This window comes from Nonomuraea sp. NPDC049400 (assembly GCF_044466425.1).
Classification (GTDB): Bacteria; Actinomycetota; Actinomycetes; order Streptosporangiales; family Streptosporangiaceae; genus Nonomuraea.
Map to the genome: position 1 here is coordinate 38,457 of NZ_JBITMP010000018.1, position 25,618 is coordinate 64,074.

General features: G+C 71.6%; 25 protein-coding genes and 1 riboswitch. Of the genes, 16 read left to right on the forward strand and 9 right to left on the reverse strand.

What is annotated here, in order from left to right; all coding sequences use genetic code 11:
* Positions 1-4 precede the first annotated feature (4 nt).
* The 3 genes from ACIBVN_RS27570 to ACIBVN_RS27580 form a co-directional block, all read right to left on the reverse strand.
* On the reverse strand, positions 5-748 hold the full coding sequence (locus tag ACIBVN_RS27570; RefSeq protein WP_397141080.1) for an amino acid ABC transporter ATP-binding protein: 744 nt from the start codon (positions 746-748) through the stop codon (positions 5-7).
* An 81-nt stretch (positions 749-829) separates the two neighbouring features.
* The gene (locus ACIBVN_RS27575; RefSeq protein ID WP_397141082.1) at positions 830-1,657 is read right to left on the reverse strand and encodes a glutamate ABC transporter substrate-binding protein; all 828 of its coding nucleotides are present in this window, start codon (positions 1,655-1,657) and stop codon (positions 830-832) included.
* Positions 1,654-2,340: a response regulator gene (locus ACIBVN_RS27580; RefSeq protein WP_349458035.1), complete on the reverse strand. Its 687-nt coding sequence runs from the start codon at positions 2,338-2,340 to the stop codon at positions 1,654-1,656. Before ACIBVN_RS27580 ends, ACIBVN_RS27575 begins: the two co-directional genes overlap by 4 nt.
* A gap of 162 nt (positions 2,341-2,502) precedes the next feature.
* On the opposite strand from ACIBVN_RS27580, the gene ACIBVN_RS27585 reads away from it, so the two are divergent.
* The 9 genes from ACIBVN_RS27585 to ACIBVN_RS27625 all read left to right on the forward strand — a co-directional run bounded on the left by ACIBVN_RS27585 (position 2,503) and on the right by ACIBVN_RS27625 (position 14,132).
* A complete protein-coding gene (locus ACIBVN_RS27585) occupies positions 2,503-5,316 on the forward strand; it encodes a response regulator (protein ID WP_397141085.1) in 2,814 nt (937 codons plus the stop codon).
* Positions 5,317-5,399: 83 nt separating this feature from the next.
* Positions 5,400-6,107, forward strand: coding sequence for a hypothetical protein (locus ACIBVN_RS27590; RefSeq protein ID WP_397141087.1), 708 nt, complete (start codon positions 5,400-5,402; stop codon positions 6,105-6,107).
* Complete coding sequence (locus ACIBVN_RS27595; RefSeq protein ID WP_397141089.1) at positions 6,107-6,985, forward strand: hypothetical protein; 879 nt, start codon at positions 6,107-6,109, stop codon at positions 6,983-6,985. Before ACIBVN_RS27590 ends, ACIBVN_RS27595 begins: the two co-directional genes overlap by 1 nt.
* A gap of 17 nt (positions 6,986-7,002) precedes the next feature.
* The gene (locus tag ACIBVN_RS27600) at positions 7,003-7,311 is read left to right on the forward strand and encodes a YbaB/EbfC family nucleoid-associated protein (protein ID WP_397141091.1); all 309 of its coding nucleotides are present in this window, start codon (positions 7,003-7,005) and stop codon (positions 7,309-7,311) included.
* 68 nt (positions 7,312-7,379) lie between these two features.
* On the forward strand, positions 7,380-10,412 hold the full coding sequence (locus ACIBVN_RS27605; protein WP_397141353.1) for a BTAD domain-containing putative transcriptional regulator: 3,033 nt from the start codon (positions 7,380-7,382) through the stop codon (positions 10,410-10,412).
* A gap of 73 nt (positions 10,413-10,485) precedes the next feature.
* Positions 10,486-11,391, forward strand: coding sequence for an ATP-binding cassette domain-containing protein (locus ACIBVN_RS27610; RefSeq protein ID WP_397141093.1), 906 nt, complete (start codon positions 10,486-10,488; stop codon positions 11,389-11,391).
* Positions 11,388-12,179, forward strand: a complete 792-nt coding sequence (locus tag ACIBVN_RS27615; RefSeq protein WP_397141095.1) for an ABC transporter permease — start codon at positions 11,388-11,390, stop codon at positions 12,177-12,179. Before ACIBVN_RS27610 ends, ACIBVN_RS27615 begins: the two co-directional genes overlap by 4 nt.
* A gap of 43 nt (positions 12,180-12,222) precedes the next feature.
* Positions 12,223-13,497, forward strand: coding sequence for a sensor histidine kinase (locus ACIBVN_RS27620; RefSeq protein WP_397141097.1), 1,275 nt, complete (start codon positions 12,223-12,225; stop codon positions 13,495-13,497).
* Positions 13,488-14,132, forward strand: a complete 645-nt coding sequence (locus ACIBVN_RS27625; protein WP_397141099.1) for a response regulator — start codon at positions 13,488-13,490, stop codon at positions 14,130-14,132. Before ACIBVN_RS27620 ends, ACIBVN_RS27625 begins: the two co-directional genes overlap by 10 nt.
* A 22-nt stretch (positions 14,133-14,154) precedes the next feature.
* On the opposite strand, the gene ACIBVN_RS27630 is transcribed toward ACIBVN_RS27625, so the two are convergent.
* Both ACIBVN_RS27630 and ACIBVN_RS27635 read right to left on the reverse strand, forming a co-directional pair.
* On the reverse strand, positions 14,155-14,850 hold the full coding sequence (locus ACIBVN_RS27630) for a sulfotransferase family protein (RefSeq protein WP_397141101.1): 696 nt from the start codon (positions 14,848-14,850) through the stop codon (positions 14,155-14,157).
* Positions 14,851-14,892: 42 nt separating this feature from the next.
* The gene (locus tag ACIBVN_RS27635) at positions 14,893-15,651 is read right to left on the reverse strand and encodes a maleylpyruvate isomerase family mycothiol-dependent enzyme (protein ID WP_397141103.1); all 759 of its coding nucleotides are present in this window, start codon (positions 15,649-15,651) and stop codon (positions 14,893-14,895) included.
* 63 nt (positions 15,652-15,714) lie between these two features.
* Here ACIBVN_RS27635 and ACIBVN_RS27640 point away from each other — a divergent pair, with 63 nt between their 5' ends.
* From ACIBVN_RS27640 to ACIBVN_RS27650, 3 genes are all read left to right on the forward strand, one after another.
* Positions 15,715-16,701, forward strand: a complete 987-nt coding sequence (locus ACIBVN_RS27640) for a MerR family transcriptional regulator (protein ID WP_397141105.1) — start codon at positions 15,715-15,717, stop codon at positions 16,699-16,701.
* A gap of 117 nt (positions 16,702-16,818) precedes the next feature.
* Positions 16,819-17,541: a DUF6082 family protein gene (locus ACIBVN_RS27645; protein WP_397141107.1), complete on the forward strand. Its 723-nt coding sequence runs from the start codon at positions 16,819-16,821 to the stop codon at positions 17,539-17,541.
* Between the two features lie 271 nt (positions 17,542-17,812).
* Positions 17,813-18,361, forward strand: a complete 549-nt coding sequence (locus tag ACIBVN_RS27650; RefSeq protein WP_397141109.1) for a GNAT family N-acetyltransferase — start codon at positions 17,813-17,815, stop codon at positions 18,359-18,361.
* A gap of 80 nt (positions 18,362-18,441) precedes the next feature.
* Here the strand turns inward: ACIBVN_RS27650 and ACIBVN_RS27655 are convergent, their stop codons facing one another.
* Together ACIBVN_RS27655 and ACIBVN_RS27660 are read right to left on the reverse strand one after the other, a co-directional pair.
* Positions 18,442-18,819, reverse strand: coding sequence for an MFS transporter (locus tag ACIBVN_RS27655; protein WP_397141355.1), 378 nt, complete (start codon positions 18,817-18,819; stop codon positions 18,442-18,444).
* A 12-nt stretch (positions 18,820-18,831) separates the two neighbouring features.
* On the reverse strand, positions 18,832-19,692 hold the full coding sequence (locus tag ACIBVN_RS27660) for an MFS transporter (RefSeq protein WP_397141111.1): 861 nt from the start codon (positions 19,690-19,692) through the stop codon (positions 18,832-18,834).
* A gap of 63 nt (positions 19,693-19,755) precedes the next feature.
* Here ACIBVN_RS27660 and ACIBVN_RS27665 point away from each other — a divergent pair, with 63 nt between their 5' ends.
* Positions 19,756-20,739, forward strand: a complete 984-nt coding sequence (locus ACIBVN_RS27665; RefSeq protein ID WP_397141113.1) for a LysR family transcriptional regulator — start codon at positions 19,756-19,758, stop codon at positions 20,737-20,739.
* Positions 20,740-21,081: 342 nt separating this feature from the next.
* The gene (locus ACIBVN_RS27670) at positions 21,082-21,939 is read left to right on the forward strand and encodes a phosphotransferase family protein (RefSeq protein WP_397141115.1); all 858 of its coding nucleotides are present in this window, start codon (positions 21,082-21,084) and stop codon (positions 21,937-21,939) included.
* A 170-nt stretch (positions 21,940-22,109) separates the two neighbouring features.
* Here the strand turns inward: ACIBVN_RS27670 and ACIBVN_RS27675 are convergent, their stop codons facing one another.
* Together ACIBVN_RS27675 and ACIBVN_RS27680 are read right to left on the reverse strand one after the other, a co-directional pair.
* On the reverse strand, positions 22,110-22,346 hold the full coding sequence (locus ACIBVN_RS27675; RefSeq protein ID WP_397141117.1) for a hypothetical protein: 237 nt from the start codon (positions 22,344-22,346) through the stop codon (positions 22,110-22,112).
* Between the two features lie 70 nt (positions 22,347-22,416).
* A complete protein-coding gene (locus tag ACIBVN_RS27680) occupies positions 22,417-23,259 on the reverse strand; it encodes an MBL fold metallo-hydrolase (protein WP_397141119.1) in 843 nt (280 codons plus the stop codon).
* 49 nt (positions 23,260-23,308) lie between these two features.
* Positions 23,309-23,376: riboswitch (guanidine-III (ykkC-III) riboswitch) on the reverse strand.
* 309 nt (positions 23,377-23,685) lie between these two features.
* Between ACIBVN_RS27680 and ACIBVN_RS27685 the strand changes: the two genes are divergently transcribed.
* Positions 23,686-24,717: an NUDIX domain-containing protein gene (locus ACIBVN_RS27685; protein WP_397141121.1), complete on the forward strand. Its 1,032-nt coding sequence runs from the start codon at positions 23,686-23,688 to the stop codon at positions 24,715-24,717.
* 32 nt (positions 24,718-24,749) lie between these two features.
* On the forward strand, positions 24,750-25,604 hold the full coding sequence (locus tag ACIBVN_RS27690) for an amidohydrolase family protein (protein WP_397141123.1): 855 nt from the start codon (positions 24,750-24,752) through the stop codon (positions 25,602-25,604).
* The last annotated feature ends 14 nt before the right edge of the window (positions 25,605-25,618 follow it).

Consider the following 25,618-nt stretch of genomic DNA (forward strand, 5'->3'; position numbering starts at 1 on the left):
CTCCTTAGTGGGTGAGGATCTTGGCGAGGAAGGACTGGGCGCGCTCGCTGCTCGGGGAGCCGAAGAACGCGTCGGGGGTGTTCTGCTCGACGATCTCGCCTTCGGCCATGAAGACGACCCGGTCTGCCGCGCGCCGGGCGAAGCCCATCTCGTGGGTGACGACGACCATGGTCATGCCGTCGCGGGCGAGCGAGGTCATGACGTCGAGCACCTCGTTGACCATCTCCGGGTCGAGCGCCGAGGTGGGCTCGTCGAAGAGGATCGCCTTCGGGTCCATGGCCAGCGCGCGTGCGATGGCCACCCGCTGCTGCTGCCCGCCGGACAGCTGGGCGGGGAACTTGGCCGCCTGGCCGCCGATGCCGACCCGGTCGAGCAGCTCCTGGGCCTTGCGCTCGGCCTCCGCCCTCGGCCGCTTCAGCACGTGGACCTGCCCGAGGACGACGTTGTCCAGGACGGTCTTGTGCGCGAAGAGGTTGAAGGACTGGAAGACCATGCCCACCTCGGCGCGGAGCTTGGCGAGCGCCCGGCCCTCAGCGGGCAGCGGCGTCCCGTCCAGGGTGATCGTGCCGGAGTCGATGGTCTCCAGCCGGTTGATCGCCCGGCACAGGGTGGACTTGCCCGCTCCGGACGGGCCGATGATCACCACGACCTCGCCCTGTTTGACGGTCAGGTTGACGTCCCTGAGCACGTGGTGGTCGCCGAAGCGCTTGTTGACCTGGTCCAGCACGATCAGGTCCGCGTGAGTCATGCGTCACGCTCCTTGTCTCGGTCAGCGTTGGCGTAACCGTAGGAGCCGCATGTGTCACCGAAAGGCTTGTGCGCTTTCTGCTCAGCGATTGGCGGGGCGAGATTGATCAGGCGTCGCGCCGGAGACGCCGATGGTGTCCTTGAAGGCGCGGTCCCACTGCCCGTCGCGCAGCCAGCCGCTGATCAGCCCGTTGAGGTAGTCGCGGAAGCCGGTGTCCTGCTTGCGCACGCCCATCCCGTACGGCTCGCGCCCGAACGGCTTGCGCACCAGCCGGAACAGGTCCGGATGCTGGTCCAGCAGGCCGAGCAGGATGGTGTCGTCGGTGCTGATCGCGTCGACCCGCCCGGCCATGAGCGCGGGCACGCACACGCTGTAGCCGTCGACGATCTCCAGGGTGGCGCCGGGCGCCTGGGAGCTCAGCCGCTCGCTGGACGTGGAGCCCTTCGCCGTGCACACGCTCTTGCCGTCCAGGTCCCACACGCCCTCGATGGTGGTGTCGGCGGCCCTGACCAGCAGGTCCTGCCCGGCGTAGTAGTACGGGTCGGTGAAGCTGACCAGCTGGGCGCGGGCCGGCGTGATCGAGTACGTGGCGATGACGAGGTCCACCACGCCCTGGCTGATGAAGTTCTCGCGCTCGCGCGAGACCGTCTCCACGAACCGGATGTTGCGCTCGCTGCCGGTGAGGTCCTTCGCGATGAGCCTGGCCATCTCCGCGTCGAACCCGGTGATCCGCCCGCTGGCCGGGTCCTTGAAGCCGAACATCGGCTGGTCGAACTTGATGCCCACCGTGAGGATGCCGCGCTCCCTGATCCGCCACATCGTGGAGCCCTCGGGGAAGGGATTGCCGTCGCCGCAGCCCGCCGGCAGGAGGCAGAGCAGCACGGCGAGCAGCACCCTGAGCGTGCTCACCGGACGCGGTACCGATGCTGCGGGCGTCCGGTCGGACCGTACTTGGGCCGCGCCTCGAGCAGGCCGCGCTCGGCGAGATGCTCCAGGTAGCGGCGGGCGGTGGCGCGGCTGACGCCGATCATGCCGGCCAGCTCGTGCGCCGAGGCGTCCTCTTCGACGGCGGAGAGCGCGTCGAGCACCAGTTGCTCGGTGGCCGCCGAGATGCTCTTGGGCCGGGAGCCCTGGTCGAGGTGGAGCGAGCGGAAGATGCGGTCGATCTCCTGCTGCTCGACCAGCCGCCCGCCCGCCTCGAGCTGCTCGGCGGTGGCCGCGTAGCGCAGCAGCGTCTGCTCGAGCGTGCCCGCCCTGGTCGGCTTGACCAGGTAGTACAGGGCGCCGCGCTGCATGGCCGCGCGTACCGTGGCCGACTCCTTGCGTCCTGAGATCACGATGACGTCGGCGGGCGGCTGTTCGGGGCGGCGCAGCCGGTGCGCCACCTCGAGCCCCGGCATGTCCGGCAGGTGCAGGTCGAGCAGGACCAGCCGGGGCGCGAAGCGGCCGGCGGCGGCGAGCGCGGCCTGACCGGTGTGCGCGATCCCCACGACCCTGAACCCGAGTACCCTGTTCACCTGCGCGTGCAGTGCCGCGGTGACGACCGGATCGTCGTCCACGATGAGAACGGTGATGTCCCGGGTCTCAGGCATCGCCAGCTCCTCGTCCAGGTCCAGTTATGACGAATCAGGGTGAGCTTAAGCGGGTTTTGTTACAAAAGGTCAAGTTTTGTGCGTTCTGCTCACCGAGACCCGCCGCCCGTGCCCGTTCCCTCCTACCCTGTACCCGAGCGGACAGGGGAAGGACGGACGCCGGTGAGATGGCTGCTCGCGGTGACAGCCCTGTGGGTGGTGCTCGGCCTGCTGCCCCTTGCGCTGCTGACCTCCTCCAGCATCTCACTGTCGGAGAATGCCGTCAGCGACGAGGTCACCGACCGGGTCAAGACGACCGCCTCGGTGAGCCGGGTCGTGGTCGAGCAGCAGATGGGCTCGCTGGAAAAGCTCGTCACCGCGTTCGCGCAGCGCCCGAGCATGCGCGACACGGTGGCGCACGCCGCCGCCGCCGCCATGAGCGACCATCTCGGCGAGCTCAAGCGGCTGCGTGACGGCGTCAGCGGGCTGATCCTGGTCTCGTCAGAAGGGCGCATGCTCGGCGCGGAGCCCAAGACCGTGCTGCCCCAGGACATCAGCGCCACCGACTGGTTCGGCGCGGTGCGCGACCGGCGGGCGGCTCACGTCTCCCAGGCCTACACGCCCACGATGGTCGGCGTGTCCAGGGCCGTCGCGGTGGCCGCGCCGATCCCCAGCGCCGACGGCAAGCGCATGCTCGGCATCCTCGCCGTCGTCTACAGCCTGGACGCCATCCAGGAGTTCGCCAAGGAGGCCGCCGAGGCGCAGGAGATCCAGCTGCTGATCACCGATCGGGCCGGTGTGCTCGTCGCCGACCCCGACAGGAAGCTGCTCGCGCTCACCTCCCTGCGCGAGGACCCGCGCGTGGACGCCGCGCTCGCCGGCCGCTCCTGGAGCGGCGAGTTCCGCGGCATCGACGGCACCGTGCTGTCGGCCTCGGAGCCGATCCCCGGCATCGGCTGGACGGTCACCGCCGAGGTGTCCGCCGCGGAGGCGCTGGCCTCCGCCGAGCAGCTCAGGGCGAACGTGCTGACCGTCGCGGCGCTGCTGGCGCTGCTCATCCTCATCGGCCTGGGCCTGCAGATCCACACGACGCGCGGCCGCCGCCGGGCGCAGGCCACGCTGGCCAGGTACGCGTCCGAGCTGGCCGCCGCCAGGGACGAGGCGGTCAGCGCCTCCAGCGCGAAGTCCGAGTTCCTGGCCAAGATCAGCCACGAGATCCGCACCCCGATCAACGGCGTGCTCGGCATGAACTCCCTGCTCATGGGCACCCGGCTGGACGACGAGCAGCGCCACTACGCCACCACCGCCCAGGAGTCGGCCCAGAACGTGCTGCGCCTGCTCGACGACTTCCTCGATCTGTCCAGGATCGAGGCGGGCCATCTGCAGGTGGACGAGGTGCCGTTCGACCTGCCCAGGCTCTGCGACGAGGTGGTGGCGCCGTTCGCGCCGCACGCCTATGAGCAGGGGCTCTGGCTCACGCTGCGGCTCGACGAGGACGTGCCGCGGCAGGTGTCGGGCGATCCGGCGCGGCTGCGCCAGATCCTCACCAACCTGGTGGGCAACGCGCTGAAGTTCACCGTCCAGGGCGGCGTCGACCTGCACGTCACTCTCGACGAGGGCGCGCCGGGCGAGTCGCGGGCGGTGCTCAGGTTCGCGGTGGCCGACACCGGCATCGGGGTCGGTCCCGACGACAGAGAGAAGGTGTTCGGGGTCTTCCGCCAGGTCGACTCGCCGATCACGCGCAGGACCGGCGGCAGCGGCCTGGGGCTGGCCATCGGCCGGCAGCTCACCGAGCTCATGGGCGGGGAGATCGGGCTGGACAGCGTGGAGGGCGTCGGCAGCCGGTTCTGGGTGCGGCTGCCGATGGACGTCCTGACCTGGTCGGAGCCGTCGGTCGAGGCCTTGCAGGGGCGGCGCGCGCTCGTTGCCGACCCGCGCCCCGAGGACCGCGCGCTGGCCGTGCGGGCGCTGGCGGGCGCGGGGCTGGACGTGGAGGAGACCACGGACTCCGCCCTCGAGCTGCTGCGGGCCGCGGCCGAGGGCGGGCGGCCGTACGAGCTGGCGGTGGTCGCCCTCGACCTCGGCGCCGACGCCGAGTCGATCGCGCACGTGATCCTCACCGACCCGCTCTTCCAGGCCACCAGCGTGGTCGTGGTCGTCACGCCGGGTCGCGCGGGCTTCGCCTGGCCGGGCGCCGCGGGGGAGCGCGCCGTGCAGTCGATCACCCGGCCGCTCAGCCGCCGCCGCCTCCTCGCCGCCGTGGAGAACGCCCTGGGCACCGCTGAGTGCTCGGGGGAACTGCGCGAACGAGCGGAGACCGCGGCGCAGGGCGCCCGGATCCTGGTGGCGGAGGACGACGAGGTCAGCCGCCAGGTGGCGATGCTCGTGCTGCGTCAGGCCGGCCACGAGGTCGAGGTGGTGGACGACGGCGAGCAGGCCGTGCGCGCCGTGCTGGGCGGCGGCTACGACCTGGTCTTCATGGACTGCCAGCTGCCCGTGCTCGACGGTCTGGCCGCGACCGAGGAGATCAGGCGGCGCGAGGACACGCACACCCCGATCATCGCGATGACCGCGGCGGCGATGCCGGACGACCGGATCCGCTGCCTGGAGGCCGGGATGGACGACCACCTGGCCAAGCCGGTGGACTGGGGGCGCGTGCTGGCCAGGATCCCGGAGTGGGCGTCGTACGCGGGCCTCCCGCCCGAGCTGGCGGGCCTGTCGCCGGAGGCGCTCGCGGACGTGGCGGAGGCGTACCTGGCCACCGCCGGGCGGACGTTCGAGGAGCTGCGGCAGGCGGTGCAGGCCGGTGACGCGCCGCTGGTGGCCTCGCTCGCGCACCGGCTCAAGGGCAGTTGCGCGACCGTCGGGGCCGTACGGGAGGCCGAGCTGTGCGAGCGCGTCGAGGACCTGGCGCGGGCGGGGGCCGTCGAGGGGGAGCCGCTCGACGAACTCGGCGAGCTTCTCAAGGCCACGCCCTCGTGGATGAACCACCCGTAGCAATGAATTAACAATTGGGAAATTTGTCCACGTTACTGTCGCGATGTTGCTGATCATGTCTGTTTGTTGTGATTGGAGGGTTGATGGCTGATTCATCTGGTGAGCCCAGCCCAACAACCACCCCGAGCCCGACGGACTCTCCGACCCCGACCCCCACGCCGACGGAGCCCCCGAGCCCGACTCCGACGGAGCCTCCGAGCCCGACTCCTACAGAGCCTCCGAGCCCCACGCCTACAGAGCCTCCGAGCCCCACGCCTACGGAGCCTCCAAGTCCGTCCCCGACGGAGCCTCCGAGCCCGACCCCGACGTGGCCGGGCACTCCGACGCCGACCTGGCCAAGCACTCCTTCGCCTTCGCCGACGTGGTCGGCTCCTCCTGCGCCATACCCGTACCCCCGCCCGTCCCCAGACCCGCAACCCACCCCCAACCCCACCGACCGGGTCCAGATCGACTGGACCTCGATCCGTGGCCTGGCCAGGCTCTTCGACCGGACCGGCGACGACGTTGTAGCGCTCCACCGCGCGTCCACCTCGCTCGCCACCACCTCCGACCTGGTCGGCGGGGACGACGACGGGCGCGCGTTCGCCGAGTGGTACAGCGACGGCTACGACTCGCTCACCGACGCCATGAAGCGCATCGCCGACAAGAACTTCAGCTCGGCGGGGAACTTCCGCGACCTGGAGAAGCTCTGGGACTTCCTGGAGCAGCAGATCATCAACACGCTGCCCGAGATCCCCGACCTGCCCGCGCCGCCGATCCCGCAGATCCCGCCGCTCACGGAAGGTGCCTGATGTTCGACCCCTTCCAGGCGCTGGCCTGGTTCGCGCAGGTTCATGTGCCGGTGGCCGACACGAGCAACCTCCGGGACCGTGCCAAGGCGCTGCGCGCGCTGGCCGCGTCCATCGGGAAGGTCGCCCACCACACCGACATCGGCGTCGCCGAGGCCCGCAAGGCGAACGACAGCCGCTCCGTGGACCGGTTCGCGGACGTGTGGCCCAAGGAGCTCGCCCCCCGCTACGCCGCGCTCCAGGAGGAGCTGCTGGACCTGGCGGCGGGCTGCGAGGAGTACGCCGACGCCGTGGAGGAGCACCGCGAACAGCTCTGGAGAATCGGCACGCTGCTCGCCGCCATGGCGTTCACGATGATGTTCGGCTTCGTCTACCCGGCGGCCAGGGTCGCGGCCGAGAAGGCGTTCAATTGCCTGGTGGCCAGGGCCAGGCTGGAGCGCACGCTCTTCCAGAAGATCACCAAGGTGATCCTCGAGAGGCGGATGGGCAAGCGCCGCGTCGGCAACTACTTCGTCAGGGAGGGGCTCGACGCGCTGGCGGACTCCGTCCTGTGGACCGTGCTCAAGACCGGCGTGCACGCCGGCAGCTCCGCGGCCACCGGACAGCCGATGGGCAACCTCTGGGAGTACGCGGGCAAGCACTTCGCCGCCGAGATGGCCTACAACGGCGGCATCAAGGCCCTGAGCGACGTGCGCCGGTTCTTCCCCGCCACGAAGGTCACCGAGACGCTGCTGGGCTCGGGACCGGCGGGCAAGTTCTTCCGCCGCACCCTGTCGGCTGCGACCGTCTACCCCCTCGTCGCCAGTGGCTCGCTGACGACGCAGGGCGCACTCCGCTCGGCGCTGGCGCACGCGCCCAGAGCCTTCATCTTCAAGCGCTGAGTCAGCGAGGAACGACCATGACGACACCACATACCGGTGACCCCGAGATCGATCGTGCTCTGGCCGAGATGGCGGCGCAGACGGCTCGCTTCGAGGAGGTGAGCCGCCTGCTGGAGGAGACGAGGGGGCGCGGCGAGAGCGCCGGCGGGCAGGTCGTCGTCGAGCTCAGGCACACCGGCTCGCTGGCCGGGCTGCACATCGACCCCCGCGCGATGCGGCTGGGCTCGCAGGCGCTGGCGGACGCCCTCGTCGAGGCGTTCCGGCTGGCGGAGGAGGACGTGGCCGGGCAGTCGTACGACCTGGCCAGGACCGTCTTCGGCACCTGACCCCCGCCCGTCCCTGCGCCCGGTTGGAGCGGGATGCGGTGAATGGGAAGCTTGGAGCCGTGCGTGTGATGTTGCTGGGCCCGTTCGAGGCCCGTGACGGCGAGGGCCGCCCGATCGAGATCTCCGGCGCCAGGTTGTGCGCGCTGATGGCCAGGCTGGCGCTGGAGCCGGGCCGGGTCGTGCCGCTCGACGCGCTCACCGACGCGATCTGGGGCGAGCACCCGCCGGCGGGCGCCGCCAACGCCCTGCAGTCGCTCGTCTCCAGGACCCGGCGGCTGATCGGGCACGCCGCGATCGAGTCGCATCCGGCCGGCTACCGGCTCACGGTCGGCCCCGACGACGTGGACGTCAGCCGGTTCGAGCGGCTGGTGAGCGCGGGCGGGCTCGCCGCGCTCCGCCAGGCGGAGGCCCTGTGGCGGGGGCCCGCGCTGGCCGACCTGGCCGGGCTGCCGTTCGCCGACAACGCCGCCGTCCGGCTGAACGAGCTGCGGCTGTCGGCCGCGGAAGACCGGCTCGAGCTCGAGCTGGGGGCGGGCAACGACGTGCTGGCGGAGCTGGGGCCGCTGGCCGCCGCGCACCCGCTGCGCGAACGCCTGCAGGGGCTGCTCATGCGCGCCCTGTACGCGGCGGGCAGGCAGGCGGACGCCCTCGACGCCTACGAACGCACCCGGCACACGCTGTCGGAGGAGCTCGGCGTCGATCCGTCCGCCGAGCTGGCCGAGCTTCACATGGCGATACTCCGGCACGACCCGCAGCACCAGGACCGCCGCCGCGCCCACAGGACGAACCTGCGCGCCCAGGTGACCAGCTTCGTCGGCCGCGAGCAGGAGCTGGCCCAGCTCGCCAAGGCCCTGGAGACCGGCAGGCTCGTCACCGTCGTCGGCCCGGGGGGCGCGGGCAAGACCAGGCTCGCCGTCGAGGCCGCCGCGCGCTCCGCCGACCTGGCGCCCGACGGCGTCTGGCTGGCCGAGCTGGCGTCCGTCACCGACCCCCACGACGTCGCCAACGCGGTGCTGACAGCGATCGGAGCCAGGGACGGCACCTGGTCCGAGGGCGACGCCACCGGCCGGCTGGCGGAGGTGTTCGCCCGGCAGAGCGCGCTGCTCGTGCTCGACAACTGCGAGCACGTCGTGTCGGCCGCCGCCGAGCTGGCGGAGCGGCTCCTGGGCGCCTGCCCTGACCTGCGCATCCTCGCCACCAGCCGGGAGTCCCTGGCCATCGGCGGGGAGAGCCTCCACCCCATACCGCCGCTGGAGTGGCCCGCCGGCACGGCCCGCGACGTCCGCGAGTACTCGGCGGTACGGCTCTTCGCCGAACGAGCCGCGTCGGTACGCCCCGACTTCATCGTGGACGACACCACCGCCGGCGCGGTCGTCGAGATCTGCCGGCGGCTCGACGGCATGCCGCTGGCCATCGAGCTGGCGGCCGCCAGGATGCGCGCCCTGAGCGTCGAGCAGATCGCGGCCAAGCTCGACGACCGCTTCCGGCTGCTCAGCAGCGGCAGCCGTACGGCTCTGCCCCGGCACCGCACCCTGCAGGCGGTCGTCGACTGGAGCTGGGGCCTGCTGTCCGGCGAGGAGCGGGAGCTGGCCATGGTGCTCGCGGCGTTCGCGGGCGGGGCCACGCTCGACGCGCTGGAGGCGGTCAGCGGGCGCGACCCGCTCGACGCCCTCACGGGGCTGGTGGACAAGTCCCTGGTCGAGCTGTCCGGCGAGCGTCACCGCATGCAGGAGACGGTCAGGTCGTACGGGATGGCCCGGCTGGCGGAGTCCGGCCGGGACAGGGCCGTGCGGGACGGCCACGCCCGCTACTTCCTGCGGCTCGCCGAGACGGCCGACCCGGAGCTGCGCGGCCCCGACCAGCTGCGCTGGATGGCCAGGCTGCGAGCCGAGCACGACAACATCGTGGCGGCGCTGCGGTTCGCGGCCGAGACGGGGGACGCGGAGCTGGGCGTGCGGGTGGCGGTGGCCGTCTGGTGGTTCTGGCTCATGCAGGGCATGCGGATCGAGAGCGTCCACTGGACGCACGCCGTGCTCGGCCTGCCGGCTGAGGTGCCGGACGCGCTGCGGCCCGTGCGGCTCGCCCTCCACGGGCTCGTCCACCAGCAACTCGGCGCCACGGAGACGGCCAGGGAGGCGGTCCGCGCCGGGCTGGAGCTGCGCGAGCGGCTCGGCCACCCCGCCCACGTGCTGCTGCTCCTCGCGCCGGTGCTGGTGGGCGACCAGGCGGCGGCCGCCCGGTCCGCCGAACGCCTGCTCCCGGGCCTCACCGGGTGGGAACGCGCGCTGACGCTGATGACGCAGTCCATGGCGGCCGAGAGCGAGGGGGACCTCACCAGGGCGTTCACCCTCATCGACGAGTCGCGGCAGGAGCTGGAGGACCTCGGCGACCGGTGGGCGCTGTCCTCGGCGCTGCGCGTGCTGGCCGAGCACCACGACCGCAGGGGCGACCTCAGCGGCTCGATCGAGGCGCGGTCGCGGGCCCTGCGCCTGGCCGGCGAGCTGGGCGTCGTGGAGGACCAGGCCGCCATCCTGGCGAAGATCGCGATCTCGTACGCGCGGTCGGGCGAGCACGACCGGGCCCGGTCGTACATCGACGCGTCCTGGGACTGCGTGGAGCGGATGCGGCGGCGGGAGGGCGTCGAGTACGTCCGGCTGGCGCACGCCGAGGTGCTGCTCAGGAGCGGTGTCCTGGAGGAGGCGCGGCGCGAGCTGCGGGCGATCGAGGATCCCTCGTGTCCTTCCGACGTACGCGCCTGGGCCGCCTGCTACCGGGCGATGGCCGCGCTGCTCGACGGCGACCCGTCGAGTGCCGGGCCGCTGCTCGACGCGGCGATGGAACTGGCCGACCTGCCGATCATGGCCGCCGCCGCGCACGTGCGGGCCGCCGCACTGGCCGACGACGAGCCGGCGCGGGCGGCGTACGTGCTGGGGGCCGCCACCGCGCTGCTCGGGGCTGAGGACCGCAGCGGGTTCGGCAACCTGCTGCGGCCCGCGGAGCGGGCGCGGGCGGCGCTGGGCGACGCGGCGTTCGACTCGGCGTACGCGAGCGGCGCCGCGCTCACCCGCGACGCCGCGATGCGAGCCGTCCGCCCGGCATAGCGGTTTCCCGCCATCGAAGTCGGCGGCTCGCCCCCATACCCGCCGGGCCGAGGGCTGCCTAGCGTGGGGCGGCGTGATCAGTCTGAACGGTTTGAGCAAGAGGTACGGCGACCGCCTGGCGGTCGACGACCTGACGCTGGAGCTGAGACCGGGCGTGGTGACCGGATTCCTCGGCCCGAACGGGGCGGGCAAATCGACCACGATGCGCCTGATCCTCGGCCTCGACCGGCCCACCGCGGGCACGGCGCTGGTCGGCGGGCTGCCGTACCACCAGATCAGGAACCCGCTCCGCGTGGTCGGCGCGCTCCTCGACGCCCGCGCCCTCCACCCGGGGCGCAGCGGCCACGCGCACCTGCTGGCGCTGGCCCGCGCCAACGGCATCCCCCGGCGGCGCGTCAGCGAGGTCCTGGAGAAGGTCGGCATGGCCGGGGCGGCGCGCAAGCGGGCCGGGGCGCTGTCGCTCGGCATGAGCCAGCGGCTCGGGATCGCGGCGGCGCTGCTGGGGGACCCCGAGGTGCTGATGTTCGACGAGCCGGTCAACGGGCTCGACCCGGACGGGGTGCGCTGGGTGCGCGGGCTCATGCGATCGCTGGCCGGGGAGGGCAGGACGGTGTTCGTCTCCAGCCACCTCATGACCGAGATGCAGCTCACCGCCGACCACCTCGTCGTGATCGGCAAGGGCCGCCTCATCGTGGACGCGCCCCTCTCCGAGGTCATCGCGGGCAGCTCCCTGACGTCCGTGCTCGTCCGCACTCCGCACGCCGGAGATCTCGCGGCACGGCTGCGCGCCGCGGGGATCGCGGTGGAGCGGCACGGCGAGAACGAGCTCGAGGCCACCGGCGCAGCCCTCGAAACGGTCGGCGACCTGGCGCACGAGGCCGGGATCCGGCTGCACGAGCTGCGGACCAGACAGGCCTCGCTCGAACAGGCCTACCAGGAGCTGACGGCGGGAAGCGTCGAGTACGGGGCGGGATCATGAGGACGTTGCGGCAGGCGATCGGGGCCGAGTGGGCGAAGCTGTGGTCGGTCAGGTCCACGTGGTGGTGCCTGGCCGGCGCGGCGGCGCTCATGGTCATGACAGCGCTCATGCTCGGCGGAGCCGCCGCCACCGAAGCCCTGCGTGCAGGCCGGACCTGGGTGCGGGTGACGGCGAGCGAGCCGGTGGTGTCGGCGACGTCGTTCGTCCAGTTCGCGCTGGTGGCGTCGGCGATGCTGGCGATCACCTCGGAGTACTCGTCCGGCAGCATCCGGGTGACGTTGCAGGCCACACCCGTCCGGGGGATGGTGCTGGCGGCGAAGGCGCTGGTGGTGGCGCCGGTGATGGCCGCGGCGGGCGTGCTGTCGGGAGCGGTGGCGACGGCGGCCGTCCACGTCGTGCTGTCCGGCGACCTGTTCGGCGGGCTCGTCGTGCTGCCCGTCGGCGAGGTCGTGACCGACCTGCTCGGAGTGGGGGTGTTCTTCGCGCTGGTGTCGGTGATGACGCTCGGCGTCGGCGCCGCGATGCGCAGCGCGGCGGGCACGCTGACCGTGGTGTTCATGCTGCTCATGGGTCTGCCGCTGATGCTGCTGATGACCGGGAGCCAGGTCGCGCTGGACGCGTCGCTGCGGATGCCGATGTTCGCCGGGCTGGCCTTCATGGGCAGCGTGGACAACCTGACCGGCGGGCCGATCCCGTATCCGGCGGGGGAGGGGCTGGCCTGGCTCGTCGCCTGGACGGCTGCCGCCTTGGCGGCGGGCCACGCTGTGCTGCGCCACCGGGACGCCTAGAGCCGTGCGCATGACGAGGGAGTCACGCCTAGACTTCACGCCCGTGTCAGGCAACAGAGCGGCCCGGGTGCTGGCCGGAGTCGTCCTCGGGATGGCTCTCGGCCTCGTCGAGCTGGTCTTCCTGTGTGTGGCGTGGCCCGCGTACCTGGTCCCCGCGGCCAGGCCCGCCGCCGCGCGCGGGCTGGACAGGCTGATGGCGCTGGAGAGGGCCAGGCTGTCCAGGTGGCTCGGGCACGAGACGACGCGGCAGGACGGCGGTTACGGCTTCCTCGTCGCGCGCGCCGCCCTCGGGGTCGTCGGCGGGTACGGGTGCGCGGCGGGCCTCTTCCTCGGCGGGCTCCTCCTGCTCGGCGGCCTGTGGGACCTCGCATGGGGACGGGCGGAGCCGGTGCCCGTGAACCTGCCCGGCGTGAAGATCGTCACCAGCAGCGGCGTGCTCGGCCTGACCGGCGGCGTCGTGCTGCTCGCCCTGGTCGCCCTCATGGCCCTGGCCGTCGGATCGCTCGAACGGCGGCTGGCCGACCGTTTCCTCGGCCCCGGCAGCCACGAGCTGATGCGCCGGCGGATCGCCGAGCTGACCGCCACCCGCTCCGGCATCGTCAAAGCCGTCGACGACGAGCGGCGCAGGATCGAACGCGACCTCCACGACGGCGTGCAGCAGCGCGGTGTCGCGCTCGCCATGCTGCTCGGCCGCGCCCGGCACAGCCCTGACCCGGAGCGGACCGGCGAGCTGGTCGCCCAGGCGTACAGCGAGTCGCGGCAGCTGCTCGACGAGCTGCGCAGCGTGGCCTGGCGCATCTACCCGACCGCGCTCGACGAACTGGGGCTGCGCGCCGCGCTCGCCGGCGTCGCGGAACGCTCGAGCGTGCCGGTGACCGTGCACTACGGGCTGGCCGAGCGGCCCGTGTCCGAGGTCGAGACCGCGCTCTACTTCGTCGCCCGCGAGGCGATCACCAACGCGATCAAGCATGCCGGGGCGCGTGACATCCTGGTCGTGTTGACGGAGGACGAGCGGGCGGTGGGCGTGGCGATCTCAGACGACGGCGCGGGCGGGGCGGACCCCTCGGGCGGCGGGCTGTCGGGGCTGGCCCGGCGCGTCCTGGCGCTCGACGGTGAGTTCACCGTGCACAGCCCGCCGGGCGGCCCCACCAAGATCGCCGCCCTGCTCCCGAAGACCCCACCCGGAGGCTCCCCCGGCGCGGCGTCCGCGGCGGCGGAGCCACGGCCCGGGCTCATGGCGCCGGAGACGCGGTCCGGGCACATGGCGGCGGAGACGCGGCCCGGCGGGGCCGGGGCGGAGGCGGGCCCGTGCGCGTGATCCTGGCCGACGACTCCGTGCTGCTGCGCGAAGGGCTCACCCGCCTGCTCGACGACGCCGGCCACGAGGTCGTCGAGGCCGTCGGCGACGCTCCCGCGCTGCTCGCCGCCGTCGAGCGCCACCGCCCCGAGGTGGCCGTGATCGACGTACGCATGCCGCCCGGCCACAAGGACGAGGGCCTGCGGGCGGCCCTGGAGATCCGCGAGCGCCATCCCGGCGTCGGCGTGCTCGTCCTGTCCCAGTACGTCGAGCAGCACTACGCGGCCAGGCTCCTGGCCGGCTCCACGCGCGGCCTCGGCTACCTGCTCAAGGACCGGGTCTCGGAGGTGGCCGACTTCCTCGACTCGCTCGAACGCGTACGCGCGGGCGGCACCGCGTTCGATCCCGAGGTGGTGCGGCAGCTCCTGGCCCGCACCACCCACGCCGATCCGCTGAGCAGGCTGGGCCCGCGTGAGGGCGAGGTGCTGCGCCACCTCGCCCAGGGCTTCGTGAACGCGGCCATCGCCGAGCGCCTGCACGTCTCACTCAGCACGGTCGAGAAGCACGTCAACGCCATAGTGGAGAAGCTCGACCTGCCCCGCGACCCCGACTACAGCCGCCGCGTCCTGGCGGTCCTCCGCTACCTGGACACGTGAGACCCGGGCGGCGGGGGAGTCCTCACTCGCGCCTGGAGAACGGCGTGTCGATGGTGCCCTCGGTGACCAGCCGCTCCATCGTCTGGCGGATCGCCTTCGCGTCGTTCAGGTGCGGGAACGGCTCCCCGGCCGGGACGTCCACGCCCAGGAACCGGCAGAGCGGCTCCCACCCTTCGCGCACGTCGAACACCAGCAGCCGCTCCGCGGGCAGGCTTTCCTTGACCGTGGCGACGTGCCGCTCGAACGCCGCCACCGCCTCCGCCTCGTCGGGCAGCCCCTCCCTGAGGCTCCCCCTTCCGTCGAACACGGACCGGGAGATCAGCTCCAGCACCGGGCCGAGCCGCATCATCCCGCCGAACACGGCCGCCGCCTCCTCCGGCATGTCCTCCGGGAGCTCCCGCCCCGGGCCGTTGGCCATGAGCGCCTGCATGCTGACGTACCAGTCGTGCGGGTCGCGTACGGTCAGGACGACCTTCGCCTCCGGGTACGCCTCCGCCTGCTCCCGCCAGAAGAAGGACGCCGGCCAGTCCTGCGTGGAGCGGAAGCCGTCGAAGACGTGCTCCCAGTCCACCTGCTCGCCGGTGGCCAGGGGCAGCCACCTCTCGACGCGGTCGGGGTTGGTGAGGATGTCGAACATGTGGTGGCACGGCCCGAACCCGAGTCGTTCCAGTGCCGCCTTCATCGAGCTGGTCCCGACAATCGCCGGTCCCGTAGCCATGAGGCGCGCCGCGGGCAAAAGCTGGCAAAGGCCTACCTGGTGTCAGATCGCCATGTGGGTCAGCCAGTGCTCCATCAGCGCCCGGTCCCCGGTGATCGTCACCCGATCGTCGTCGAGGGGAATGCGGCGGTTGCACACCAGCATGAGGTACGTGACGGCCCCCGACAGCATCACATCGGCCTCCACCGCCCCGTGCTCCCACCGCATCCCCTGGGGCGACCTGGTGATCACCCACCCGTCCCCCCGGTCGGGTCGCAGTCCGAGCCGCTCACCGTTGCCGCGCAGCTCGACCAGCGCCGGCCTGACTGCCTCCGCGCCCGGGGCCGCCAGCATCTCCAGGCCCTCGACGATCACGTTGGCCGCGAGGTCGTCGGCGATCTCGAACCCGCCGCCCGTCGTGACCGCCGCGTCGTAGTGGTGGACGGCGGTGTCGTTCAGCATCCTGCGCAGCCAGAACGCCGCGGGCCGCGGGCCCAGGAACGTCCAGACCTCGGTGTCCGCGCCGACCTCCTGGACGGCGCCGATCACCTGCTCGGCGCCGTCGTTCAGCCACTCCACCCACCCGGCCGGTGCGCCGGGATCGGCCTGCCACGGGTCCGGCACTCCCGCCGGCTCGCCCTTGCGCAGCAGCTCGGCCACCCACCGATGGGCCTGCCCGATGTGCCCCACGAGCGTACGCAACGGCCATTCCGGACAGGTCGGCACCTGGGTGTCCGGGTCCCCTCCGGCAGCCACGCGGGCGAGCCCCGCGGTCTGCTCGCGCAGCCCCTCGGCCATCCGCGCGGTCTCCAACGTCTCCATGACGAATCTCCTCTCGATCTCGTGCGCCTGTACGGTAGAAACTCCAGTCCAGTGGAGGTTCAAGTGCCTGAGACGGATCCGCGGCGAAGCGAGGACCTCCATCTCAGGGTGACGGGCGAAGCTCGGGCGAAGCCGCTGCGCCACGAGACGCTCGGGATCGGAGACCTGGCGGCGCTGACCGGCGTTCCGGTGCGGACCATCCGCTTCTACTGCGACGAGGGCATCATCGAGTCGGTGCGCAGCGTGGGCGGGCACCGCAGGTTCGGCCGGTCGGCCGTGGAGCGGCTCGGCCTGGTCAGGCGGCTGCGCGGGCTCGGGCTCGGCCTGCCCGCCATCACCGCCGTGCTCAACGGCGAGCGTTCCATGGCAGAGGCCGTCGCGGCCGAGCGGGCGGCGCTCGACGTGCGGCTCGCCGACCTCGCCTGGCGGCGCGCCTCGCTGCGGGCGGTCGAGGAGGCGAGCCCCGCCGAGCGCGCCGCCCGGCTGGACCTGCTGGCGGCCGTGAAGGACGGGTGCGCGGCCCGCGACGCGCTGATCGACTTCTGGCGGCGCACGATGGTGGCGCCGGTGGCGGAGGAGATGTTCGCCGGATTCGTCGCCATGGCCGTGCCCCAGCCGCCCCTCGATCCGACGCCGCCGCAGGTGGTCGCGTACGCCGAGCTGGTCACCCTGGTCGGCGACCGGTCCCTGCTGCGCGGCCTGCTGGACAGGGGGCGGGTCAACGTCGAGGTGATCGCCGACGAGAACGAGCTGATGTTCGGGATCGCCGAGGCGTGCACCATGGTCGGGCCCATGGTGCGGGCGGGCGAGCCGCCCCGGGAGGGCCCGGAGCTCGACCGGTTCGTGGCGGCGCACGCCTCGGTGCGGGGGAGGGGCGACACCCCGCAGTTCCGGCGGGAGCTGCTGGCGAACGTGGCGCCCGACCGGGACCCGCGGATGCGGCGGTACTGGCGGCTCGTGGGTGAGGTCAGCGGTGAGGTGGCCACGCTGGGCTCGACGCACCTGTGGCTGGCCGACTCCCTCGAACGCTGGCTCCGTACCGACCACTGAGCCACCCCGGCCGCAGTCCTTGCCGGTCGTGCTCCCGTCCCGCACGGCCCGCTGTAATGCGGTCGCGGTGGAAGTGGATGTAGTCGAAGGTGGGCATCCTTCGGGAGGGGCGAGGCCATGGCGAGGGCGGGTGCGAAGTGGGTCGGCGGGGTGGCGGCAGGGATCGCGATCCTGCTGATGCTCCTGGCGTCGCCGTTCCTGCTCGATCGGCTCGCCGCCTCGACGGGTGTCGACTGGGCCTCGCTCGCCGACGTCGGTGACGCCTACGGCTCCGCCGTCGCGCTGCTGACCGCGGCCTCACTCCTGGTGCTGGCCGTTTCGGTGGCCTTCCAGGCGCGGACAGCGCGGATCTCGTCGGAGACCGCCGTGCGGATGCTCCATGTCGAGATGATGCGTTTCGTGATGGAGGACCCGTCCCTCATGCAGGTGGAGGGCGGGGAGTGGGACGGCACGGCGGAGGCGTCCGAGGAGACACGGCGGTGGGTGTACGCCAACATGCAGCTCGCGCTCTTCCGGTCGTTCTACGCGCTCAAGGAGATGCCGGCAGCCGGGCTGCGGATGCAGATGGCCGCCAGGTTCAGGTCGCGGATCGGCCGGGAGCACTGGGAGTTCAACCGGACCTGGTTCCGGGCGAGCGAGCGCAGCCGTCACGACCGGCGGTTCGGCGAGATCGTCGAGGAGGAGTACCAGAAGGCCGTCCGGGCGGGTGAGGCGGTGCCGGAACGCTCGCGCGTGTCCCGTGGCGGGCTGCCCCGGGGGCTCGTGGCGGGCGGGTTGGCGGCGGTCGTCGCCGTCGGGGCCGGAGTGCTCCTCGGCAAGAGGCGCGGTGGCCGGGCCTGATCCCCCGGACAAGCGTCAGCGCGGGCCGGCCCCGCACCCCCGAGGTTCCGGATCGAGCCCGGGTACGGCTGGCAGCGGCCGTTGCGGGGATCAGAGAGAAAGGCACTGAGCTTGTCGCTTGACCTCTGATCCACGCGAATGCCGGATCCGACGACTCGGATGATGTAGCACCGCATAGCGGATTACGGCGAATGAGGCATAGCGGTCTGTCTGCGAATTCGCAACTGGGCTTGGTTTGCCATCGGACAGCCCGGTCAGATAGGAAGCTTGCGTGCTAAGAGGTAACAAGGTCGGACTCAGGGCCCGGCACGAGGAAGACATTCCGATCCTGCGGGCCGAGCTCTACGACGACGTGGTCAACGGCTCGCGGGCCGAAGCCCGGCCGTGGCGGCCGATCACACCTGGCTCGAAGGATCCGCGGCTCGTGGTCGACGACAACGAGCAAGGGCACGTCCCGTTCTCGGTCGTGGAGCTGGACGGCGGCACGCTGATCGGCACCGCGACGTTGTGGGGCATCGACAACCACAACCGGTCCGCGCACATTGGGCTAGGGCTGCTGCCGTCGACACGCGGCAAGGGCTACGGCACCGACGTGGTCGCGGTGCTGTGCCACTACGGTTTCGTCGTGCGCGGTCTGCAGCGACTGCAGATCGAGACGCTGTCGGACAACGCCGCGATGCTGCGCGCCGCCGAGCGCAACGGTTTCGTCCGCGAGGGCGTACTGCGCTCCTCGGCCTGGGTGATGGGCGAGTTCCTGGACGAGGTGCTGCTCGGGCTCCTCGTCCAGGACTGGAAGCCGGACTCCAAGGCCAACCTCTGATCTTCGCGTTCGGGGCTTCGTGAAGATGCCGGGTTGTGGCCAGGTGTAGCTGGTCAGGTGGTGCGGCGGGTTTGCTGCGCTCATCCGCGGCCGTTCACAGTCACTCCGCTGTGGGCGCTCATCCGATTGGGCGAGCGCCGGCGTATGAGCACCGCCGCGATCGCCAGCAGCAACCAGGCCGACGTCAGGGCGATGAGCCAGGTCCAGCCCGCGTGTCCGTACACGATGCTGCCCACCGTGCCGCCCGCGCCGCTGCCCAGGTAGAAGCAGAGGGTGTAGACGCCGGCGGCGCGGCCCCGGGCGTGCGGGGTCGCCTCGGCGGTGACCCAGGCGTTGGCGATGGCGTGCGCGGCGAAGAACCCGGCGGTCAGCACGGCGAACCCGGTTACCACGAGCGGGAGCGACGTGGAGACGGTGAGCACGGAGCCCGCCGCCGTCAAGAGCAGCGCCGAGACCAGCGCCTTCGAACGTCAGAGCCGGCTCGCCACGCGTCCGGCGGCGGCCGAGGAGGCGGTGCCCATGGCGTAGGCGAGGAAGACGAGGGAGGCGGCGGCGGAGGTGAGGGAGAGAGGAGGGGCGGTCAGGCGGAACCCGGCGGCGTTGTAGAGCGCGACGAACGCCCCCACGGTCAGTCCGCCCACGATGAAGGGGGCGACCAGCTCGGCCCCGATTCGCCTCCCCGCGTCCAGCTCACGGCCGTCGGCGGCGGGCGGGTGCGTCTGGGCCGCTGCCCGTGGGAGCGTCCGGGCCGCTGTTCGCGGGAGTGTGCGGGCCGCGAAGAGCGCGCACAAGCCGGACACTCCCGCCACCACCAGCAACGCGCCATGCCACCCCATCGGCCCGGCGGCGAATCCGGCTCCGAGCCGTCCCAGCATCCCGCCGACCGAGTTGCCGGCGATCATCGCCCCCACCGCACCGGGAAGCCGCGCCGTACCCACCACGTCGGCCAGGTACGCCGCCGCCACCCCGGCGAACCCAGCGATCGCCACGCCCTGGACCGCGCGCATCGCCAGCAGCACCGGAAAGGACGGCGCCAGCGGCAGCAGGAGCCCGATCACCGCAGAGAGCACCACGGACCAGAGGATCACCCGCCGCCGTCCCACCAGCCCGGCCAGCCAGGCCACCGGCAGCACGGCCACGGCCAGCGCTCCAGTCGCCACCCCGATGGCCAGCGAGGCGCTGCCCGGATCCAACCTGAACGCCGCGGCGAGCTGCGGAAGCACGGGCTGCGGCGCGTACAGGAGCGCGAACGACGACACCCCGGCCGCCGCCACAGCCGCACTGACCCGCCGCGTGCCGGGAACCGCCGGAGGAGCGTCGATGACCACCACGCCAGCAACGCTAAGCAAGGCTAATAAATACGTCTAATGCGCAAATGGGCGATAATTCATACTATGATGGATGAATCTGACGAAGCGCTGGCCGCGCGCCTGGCCCCCGCCCTTGCCATCCTGGCCGCCGTGGGTGAGACGGGCCACGTGACGCGCGCCGCCGAGCTCCTCGGCATCCCCCAGCCCACGGCCAGCCGCCGCCTCGCCGCCCTGGCGGACCTGATCGGTGCCCCGCTCGTCGTCCCCTCCGGCCGCGGCATCCGTCTCACCAGGGCGGGCCGTACCCTGGCCGCCGCCTCCACCCGCGCCCTCACCGCGATGGCCACCGCCGCCCGGGAGGTCCGCGAAGAGATCGACCCCACCACCGGCCGCGTCGTCCTGGGCTTCCTCCACCTCCTGGGGCGCACGCTCGTGCCGTCCCTCATCGCCGGTTTCCGCGAGCGCAACCCCGGCATCCGCTTCAGCCTGGTCCAGGGCTCGCGCCAGGACATGCTGGAAGCGCTCCGCGAGGGCGCGATCGACCTGGTGTTCGTGGCCCCCATGCCCCTGGACGACCCCGAACTTGCCAGCACCCCGCTCGCCGACCAGGAGCTGGTGCTGTCCGTGCCACCGTCCCACCGTTTCGCGAACCGGGCGCGGGTGCGGGCGGCCGAGCTGGCGGGGGAGGAGCTGGTGATGTTGGAGCACGGGTACGGGCTGCGTCAGATCACCGACGACCTGTGCGCGGCGGCGGGGTTCGAGCCGAGGATCGCGTTCGAGGGGCAGGAGTCGGAGACCGTACGGGGGCTGGTGGCGTTGGGGCTCGGCGTGGCGATCCTCCCTCGCTCCACCCCGAGGGCGGTCCGCTCCCAGTCCACCTCGGGCGTGGTGGAGATTCCGCTGTCTCCGCCGATGTTCAGGACGATCGGGGCGAGCTGGTCCAAGGGGGCGCGACTGACGCCGGCTGTACGTGCTTTCCGGGACCATGTGTGCGCGGGCACCACCGACCTCGGCCCCGGCTTCCGCCCAGGGCCGAGGCGTTCTCATGTTGTGAAACCGAGTAGCTGAGGGCCGTCGGCGGGGTGGCTGCGGTAGTGGTCGGCGGCGGCGATGTCGGTCCAGCCGATAGCCCATGGGTGGACTGCTCGTGGTGGCGGAGGGTGCAGGCAGTGAGCGCGGCCAGGTAGGTGCAGGCGGCGGCAGAGCGAGCAAGTAGTTCCGCAGCAGACGGCATATCGGACACAATGGCCAAGATTGCCCAAACACACGTGAGGACTGATGGAGAGCATCACCAAGAACCGGCAGCCGCTCGAGACGATTCGCGCGATGGTCGCCCGTGCCTACGGGCCGGAGCAGGTGCCCGACGCCGATGAGGACTGGATCGGCGAACTGGGTCACGGCTGGTTCAACGTGGCCTATCGGATCCGGCTGCGATCCGGTGCGCAGGTCGTACTCAAGATCGCGCCGCCGCCGGACGTCGAGGTCATGACCTACGAGCGCGGAGCCATGGGGACCGAACTGGCGGCGCTGCGGCTGATCCAGGAGAACACCAAGGTTCCGGTGCCGGCGGTCGACTACGCGGATCAGACTCACGAGCTGTGCGACGCCGACTACTTCTTCATGGCGTACGTCGACGCGGACAACCTCAACGTCATCCGGAAATCGTTGTCGCGGGCGCAGCTCGACGCGTACGACGAGGCTCTCGGCGCGATCACCCGCGAGCTGAACCAGATCCGGGGCGCGGCCTTCGGACCGCTCGCCGGGCCGGGCGAGCGCAGCTGGCGGGCGGCCTTCCTACGGATGATCGAAGAGCTCCTGGGTGACGGCGAGCGGCGCGGCGTCAACCTGGGCTATGGCTATGACGTCGTCCGCCAGGTCGTGGCCGCCCATGCGGATGCTCTGGACGAGGTGACCGAGCCCCGGTTCGTCGAGTGGGACCTGTGGGCCGGCAACTGCATGGTGCGCGATGGAGAGATCATCGCGATCCTTGACCACGAGCGGGCGTTCTACGGCGATCCGCTGATGGAGTACGGTTTCACCGCGAGCGAGTTGAGCGCTTTCGGGGACTCGGCTGCGTTCATCCGCGGCTACGGCCACGAGCCGTTCACCGGCAGCGAGCGGGTCCGCCGCCGGCTCTACAACCTTTACCTCGTCCTCGTGCAGGTCATCGAGACGAACTTCCGGGCACACACCAGCACCGAGCAGTACGACTGGGCGTGTGCACGCCTGCGCGAAACCATGGCCATGCTCGACGAGCGCGCGCGTTGACGGGGGCCGCGCGCCCGCACCCTCCGCTCGACGCCACCGCCGCCCTCGGCACCGCTCAGCTCGGGCGGCTGCTCTGGCACACTTGCTCGCAGACCGCGCTGCCTTGGCGAGCGTGTGTTCGGCGCCGATGAAGCCGTGGGCGCACACGCCGAGTGCTCTGCCGGTCGGGGTCAGGTCAGCGAGGTTGAGCTCGTACCCGTAGGGGCCGTCTGGCCCGCGCTGTTCGCGGACGGCGTCGATGAACACGGTTTCGGGGGTACCGATGTGACGGGCCAGCGCCCCACGTCCCAGGCCCCGACGTCGGCGCCCATGACGACGGCGAAGGGGTTGCCGAGCCCGTTGTGCGGACCGCGGATGTCGACGAAGGCCGAGCCGAACACGACGGAGGTCCGGTGCGGCAGCGTCACCGGCCGGTCCGTAGGCATCGTGGCCGGGACGAGGTCGCATCAGGCAGGAGGTCCGATGCGTTCGTGCGGCTCATGGGTTTGGCCAGAGGATGAAGAGGGGGTAGGCGCGCCGGCTGGGCCGGTCGCCGATCTCCTTGATCGCCGCACGGATCTCGTGCAGGTGCCCCGTGGTCAGCTGCAGTGGGGGCTCGTCGGGCTGGTAGGTGGTGCGGACGGGGTAGTCCACGCCTGGCTGCCGGGTCATCTCGATGTGGCAGCCGAGCACGTGGGTGACCGGTCGGCGGTCGGAGAAGTCGATCAGGCGGTCGATGGTCCGGGCGAAGGCCGGCCAGTCCTGGATGTAGAGACGGCCCGGGTAGACCGTGTCGCCGGTGAGCAGGAACCCCGTCCACCGGTCGTAGAACGTGACCGCCGCCTCGTGGTGGCCCGGGGTGGCCAGGCACTCCAACACACGGCCTCCCAGGTCGACCTGCGCCACGGCGCCGGGATCCTTGCTGAACCCGAAGTACTCCCAGGCGGTGACCAGGTCCCCGCCGACCACCGTGGTATCGGGGCGGTCGGTGAACTGATCGTCGCCCGCGATGTGGTCGCCATGCGGGTGGGTGTGCAGCACCAGCAGGTGGTACTCCTCCCGGGGGTGGCGGCGGAGCCAGCCGTCAACGAGCTCATCGACCACCCGGCGCAAGGGGAAGAACTCGGCGGATGCCGTGGCGCCGGTGTCGATCAACACCGCCCGTGCGTTCCCGAACAGCAGGAACAAGAAGGGCGCCTCATAGTTGATCGCCATGTTCTGCCGCAAGATGAACGTGTGCTCGTCGTACGCGTGGACCTGGATGTCCGGATCGGTGTTGTGCTTGGCCGACGGTGAGCCGTGAATCCACCGGACATCCAGCGCACAAGGCCGTGGAGTCACTCCAGTAAAATCGATCAAGGGTATGCCTGCATCCATGACGTCTCCTGCGCGTGCGTCGTCTTTGCAGGCCGGGTACGGCGCACATCTCGTCCGGGGCAAGCGCTTACACGCTTCCACGGGGAAGGTACCACGACAGCGATCAGCCACTCTGCGCCGCCGTGGATCGTCCTGGGTGCCTCAAGCGGGTATGGCCCGAACACGGCCGTACTGCCAACCCGCTTCCGCCCCGCCACGCCTGGACGTTGACTCCGCACTCCTGCGCCTCGCGTAGAAGTGGCGGCGTGGCCGATCCTCGGAGAAAGGGGAGCCAGGCACGCGAGAAGAAGACGGGACGGGAGAAGAGGCCGGGTGGCGGTCGTCGGTGGAGCGCATTGGGGGAGCGGCAGCGGGGCATCGCACACCCCGGACGGGGCCAAACTGGTGGCCATGACACACGATGGCGACGCGGGTGTGCCGGGGTCGTTGGCGAGGGTGCTCGCGGACGTGGCGGCCGAGCGGGCGGCTCAGGACGCGAGATGGGGCATGCAGATCCTGCCCGATGGGACCGGGGACGAGGGGACGGTGGCCGAGTCCGACCGCGCCAGGCGTGAGACGGAGGCGGCGGCTGCGGAGGGGACGCTCACGTGGAGGCACATCCTGGCGGAGGAGGTGCTGGAGGCGTTCGCGGAGACGGACCCCGAGCGGTTGCGAGCCGAGCTGATCCAGGTGGCCGCCGTCGCGGTCAAATGGACCCAAGCCCTCGACCGCCGCCCACTTCCACGCTCGTCATCGGCCCTGCACCAGGTGCCCGAGCCCGGTGACCATCCGCAGCCGCCCGCCTCGACCGAGGCGTCCACGTCGGTTCATGAGCCCGCCTCGACCGAGGCGTTTACGTCGGTTCATGCGCCCGCCTCGACCGAGGCGTCCACGTCGGTTCATGCGCCCGCGTTGGCACAGGTGTCCGGTTCGCCGAGTGGAGACGGGCAGCGAGGACCATCGCCAGACAACCGGATCCGCGAGAGCACCCTTGTCGAGGCAACGCCGCGGCAGCGCTTCCGGGCCATCGTTGACGTGCACGTGCTCCTCCTCCGCGACACTCACGTGCTGCTCGGCAGGCGCGAAGGCACCGGTTACGGCGACGGTCTGTGGCATCTGCCCTCGGGTCACCTCGAGGCGGGAGAGTCGGTGACGGAGGCAGCTGTCCGCGAGGCGAGGGAGGAGCTGGGGGTGAGGATCGACCCGGCCGACCTCGCGTTCGCCCACGTCATGCACCGTGCCCCCGAACGCATCGGCCTCTTCTTCGCCGTCCGCAAGTGGACCGGCGAGCCGTACAACGCCGAGCCGGACAAATGCTCGGAACTCGCCTGGTGGCCCTTGGCCGACCTGCCCCGAGACACGATCGGCTATCCGGCGGCCGCCATCGCGAACGTCCTGGACCAGGTCCCCTTCGCCCTGCACGAATGGTCTACAAATCATTGATGACGCGATAAGTGCATGTATACAGTCGGGGCATGCTCGACGGACGACTGCTGGTGGACGCCCACCTGCATCCAGCCAGATTGTCCACGCTCAAGCCCGCCTGGGCGCGGTGGGCCGAGCGGTACGGAGCTCCCGGGTGGCGGTCGGCGTTCGACGAGGACGGGGTGGTCGTTCCGGCAGCGTTCGACGAACTGCTGGAGGGCGAGGGCGTGGACCGGGCCATCCTGCTCTGCGAGTACAGCCCCAAGGTCACCGGGATCCAGCCGGTCGAGGACCTGCTGCCGATCGTCAAGCACAATCCGGACCGGTTCGCGTTCCTGGCCAACGTCAACCCGCACCTGCACTACCCGATCGCCGCGGAACTGCTGAGACAAGTGGAACTCGGCGCCGTCGGGCTCAAGATCCACCCGGTGCACGGCGGGTTCTCGGCGGCGGACCCCATGCTGTATCCGGCGTACCAGACCTGCGTCGAACGCGGCCTGCCGGTCGTGGTGCACTGCGGCACCAGCACGTTCCCCGGCTCGACCAACGCCATGGCCGCGCCCGAGCTGCTCGACCCCGTCCTGCGCGACTTCCCCGAGCTCACGGTGGTGCTCGCGCACGGCGGGCGAGGCTGGTGGTACGACCAGGCGGCCTTCCTCGCCCTCATGCACGAGAACGTCTGGATCGAGTTGTCCGGGCTGCCACCGGCCCGGCTGCCCGACTACTACCAGCGGTTCGACCTGCGGCGGCTGGCCCGCAAGTTCGTCTTCGCCACCGACTGGCCCGGCGTGCCCGGCATAGCGCGCAACGCCCGCGCCCTGGTGGACCTCGGTCTCGACGACGACACCCTCGCCATGGCCCTCGCGGGCAACGCGCTGCGCATCTACTTCAAAAGCACTACATAGTCTTGACGTCCCTA